A 3,731-nucleotide genomic window follows, 5' to 3' on the forward strand; every position below is an offset into this window, starting at 1 on the left:
CGGCGGTCGGACAGCATCGACCGAAACAACGCCGCCGCGGCCTCAACGGTCGAGGGAATTGTGGAACTGCTCTGCCCCAACGCCACCAGGAACCGCGTCAACGCGTCCAGTGGCGCGACGGGCTCGGCCGTGTCCCACCCCCTCAGGTTGATATAAAGCTGGCCGTCGGGGAAGCGGTCGCGGACCTTGTGTCCCCAATGCACGGCCAGCGCCGTCTTGCCCGCGCCGCCCATGCCAGCGATGGCCGACACGACAGCGGTCTCGCGTCCGCCGTCCAGCAGATCGTCCAGGGCGGCCAGGTGCTCGGTTCTGCCCGTGAATGTCGCGGTGTCGGCGGGGAGTTGACGGGGGACGGGGGTGGTGGGGGTTTCGGTCAGGGGTCCCGAGGTGTTGGCGCGCAACAGGTCGCCGTACAGGCGCGTGAGTCTCGGTTCGGGGTCGAGGCCGAGCTCGTCGGCGAGTCGTTGGCGCAGGTCCCGATAGAGCTTGATGGCCTCCGACGCCCATCCCGTCTCGTGGAACGTCCGCATGAGCTGGCCGACCAGGCGCTGGCGGAGCGGGTGGGTCTCCACCAGGGTGGTCAGTTCCTCCAGCACCTCGCCCGCGGTGCCGAGTTCGAGCTCCAGGTCGATGCGGTCCTCGGTCGCCGACAGGCGTTCCTCGTCCAGGCGTCGGGCCGCCGCTCGAAGGGCCCCGCCCGACATCCCCGCGAGCGCGTGTCCGCGCCACAGGTTCAGGGCCTGGCGCAGCAGGTCCAGGGCGTGGCGGGGGTCGTCGCCGCGGCGGGCGCCGCGGGCCTGGCGCCGCAGGTCGGCGAACGTCTCCGTGTCGACCGTGTGTCCGTCCGCCAGGCGGTATCCGCCCGATGTCGGCTCGACGACGCCGTCGCCCAGCTCGCGGCGCAGGGTCGCCATGGCGTTTTGGACCTGGCGGCGGGCCGTGTCGGGTGGTGCCTCGCCCCACAGGACCTCGGCGAGGCGGTGGATCGTCACCACTCGGGCGGGTTCCAGCAGCAGGGCCGCCAACAGCCGCGGTCGGTGCCGTCCCGTGATCGCCACGCGCGCGTCGCCACGGTGGGCCTCCAGTGGGCCGAGGATCCTGAACTCCACGTCGCCTCCCTCGCGAGTCGATCATGACCTTATCCGCGGCGGGGCACGGGTTGACGGGGCTTCAGGCGCGGCCCGCCCCGTCAGATTGTTTCGCGTTCTCCTGGTACAGGTACAGGTTTTGACCCGCCATGGTGGACTGGGTCCACTCCCGCATCTTTTCGGGGTTCATGCTCGCCCAGTCCGGGGTCGCCTCGACCTGGTCCTTGCCCAGCCGGCGACCCAGCTCGACGAGCGAGTTGCCCGCGGCGTTTCGATCCTCGTCGTAGCGGGCGAGGGCGTCCTGCCACGATGGACTGTCACGGAGCGCGTCCTCGAGGAACAGCACGTCGCGCAGCGCCTTGGTCGCGCCGCTGCCGGTATGTGGGCGGGTGATGGTGTTGGCGTCCCCCGCCAACAGGTACGGCATGCGGGCGGTCACGGGCACGGCCAGGTCGAACACCGGCTGGATGGCGCGCGCGGCCTCGGGTGTGCGGCGGATCAGGCGCGCCCAGGCGGAGGGGAACTGGTTCTCGATGACGTCGCTCATCCACGGCATCAGCGCGCTCAGGTCGGCATCCGGCGCGTACGACGTGCTGAGCCCGACCTTCGCCGCCTCGGGCGGGCACGCGTACACGCCCCAGTTGACCTTGACGCCGTCGCGGCCGGGTATCACATAGATCACCGCGTGGCCCCCGGTGAACCCGATGGTGACCGCGGTGTCGGCGAGCTGGTCGACGGCCTCGGCGCAGTCGGGGACGTCATCGACGGGCACCGTCCCCCGCAAGAGGATGTATCCCGCATAGCGCGGCTTCGCTTGCGGCGCAAGCTCGGCGCGGATCACCGATCGGTAACCGTCCGCGCCGATCACGAGGTCGAAGTCGCGCTCTCGGCCGTCGTTCAGCCGCAACCGGGTTCCCTCCGCGAAGCGTCGAACCGCGGTCACGGTCTGTCCCGAGTGGTATGTCTCGTCGGGAACATGCTCGCGCAGGGACGCCCACAGTAGACCCCAGTTGCACGCCACGACGTCGAACGGTTGACGCCACAGGTCGAGCTGCCCGCCGTCGATCGGGGAACGCGTCAGCCACAGCCGACCCGACGACGCCGTCCGCCGCGCCATGGAGGTATCGATATACGCCCTGGCGAGCAGTTCCTCGTAGAGGTCGCCGGGTATGGCGATCCCGAATCCTCGCTCGGACAACTCGCCCTGGCTGCGTTCGTAGACCGTGACGTCGTGCCCGGCTCTCCGCGCCGCGGTGGCGGCGGCGCATCCGGCGATGCTGCCTCCGATGATCGCGATCCTCGCGGGAGCCGAATAGGAGCGTTCCATGATGCTCTCCCTATTCGAGACCTGAGGACACTCTACAAAGTCCCGTGCGATCACCGATCGCTGAGGCCTGTTCCGGCCGTCTGTCCACAGTGACGTAAGACGGCGGCGCGGCGCGTGACGGCCCCCCGCACCAGGTCGTGGAGGCGGCAGCGGCCGGGGCGGTGGTGTTCGACCAGGTGGGCCGCGATGAGGCGGCCGAGGGTGGCCTCGGCGGCGAAGTCCTCGTCGGGGACGGCGGTCAGGGCCGCGAGGAGGGCCCGGTCGGCGGGGCCGAGCGCGGCGACGGCGATGTCGCAGACGGCGGCGACGGCGTCGCGTTCGTTGGCCCGGCGGGCGATGTCGGCGGCCATCGTCGATAGTGGAGCGTTCGGGTGGGCGGCCAGGTGGGCCGCGGCGATGCGCAGCGCGAGGGGAAGGTGTCCGCACACCTCGGCCAGGCGCGCGGCGGCGTCGCCGGCGGCCTCGACCCGTGACGCACCGACGACGTCGGCGATCAGGGCGATGGATTCGTTGGGGCCCAGGGTGTCGACGCGGACGGGTACCGCGTCGTCCAGGGCGATGAGGCTGGCCAGGGAGTCGCGGCTGGTGACCAGCGCGAAGTTGCCCGTGCCGCCGGGCAGCAGCGGGCGGACCTGGGCGGCCTCGCGGGCGTTGTCCAGCAGCACCAGCATGTGGCGGTCGGCCAGCAGGGAGCGGTACATGGCGGCCGCGTCGTCGAGGTTGGCGGGAATGGTGGAGTCGGGCTGGCCCAGCGCGTGCAGCAGCGTGGCGAGGGCGTCGGCGGGGGTCACGGGTTCGGCGGCGTCGTAGCCGCGCAGGTCGAGGTAGAGCTGGCCCTCGGGGAAGTGTTGGCGCACTTGGTGTGCCCAGTGGACGGCCAGCGCGGTCTTGCCGACGCCGCCGGCGCCGTCGATCGCCGAGACCACGGCCGTGGTGCGTCCGTTGTAGAGCAGTTGGTCGAGTGTGGACAGTTGGTCGTCGCGCCCGACGAGGGCGGTGGGGTCGGCGGGCAGCTGCTCGGGGGCGGCGCGCGGCGGCGCCTGCGGGGTCGGGGCGTCGTTCTTGGCGTTGTCGCGCAGGATCTCGGTGCGCAGTTCGGCGAGGCGGGTCTCGGGGTCGAGGCCGAGGTCCTGGTCCAGGCGGCGTTGCAGGAGCTCGTAGACCTCGAGCGCCTCGGGGGTGCGTCCCGAGCGGTGCAGGGCGGTCATGAGCTGGCCGGCGAGGCGCTGGCGGAAGGGGTGGCGTTCGGCGAGCTCGCGGAGTTCGCCGATGTCGGGGGCGTGGTCGGGCAGGGTGAGCTCGAGTTCGGTGCGCTC

Annotated in this window: 3 protein-coding genes; all 3 read right to left on the reverse strand. The window is 71.5% G+C overall.

Annotated elements, in window-relative coordinates; genetic code table 11:
- A partial coding sequence (locus tag VE172_RS02665) for an AfsR/SARP family transcriptional regulator (RefSeq protein ID WP_324796776.1) occupies positions 1 to 1,109 on the reverse strand: 1,109 nt, incomplete at its 3' end.
- Positions 1,110 to 1,170: 61 nt separating this feature from the next.
- Positions 1,171 to 2,415, reverse strand: coding sequence for an FAD-dependent oxidoreductase (locus VE172_RS02670; protein WP_324796779.1), 1,245 nt, complete (start codon positions 2,413 to 2,415; stop codon positions 1,171 to 1,173).
- A gap of 50 nt (positions 2,416 to 2,465) precedes the next feature.
- On the reverse strand, positions 2,466 to 3,731 hold a 1,266-nt coding region (locus VE172_RS02675; protein ID WP_324796783.1), incomplete at its 5' end, for a BTAD domain-containing putative transcriptional regulator.

This window comes from Stackebrandtia sp., assembly GCF_035643755.1.
GTDB lineage: Bacteria > Actinomycetota > Actinomycetes > Mycobacteriales > Micromonosporaceae > Stackebrandtia.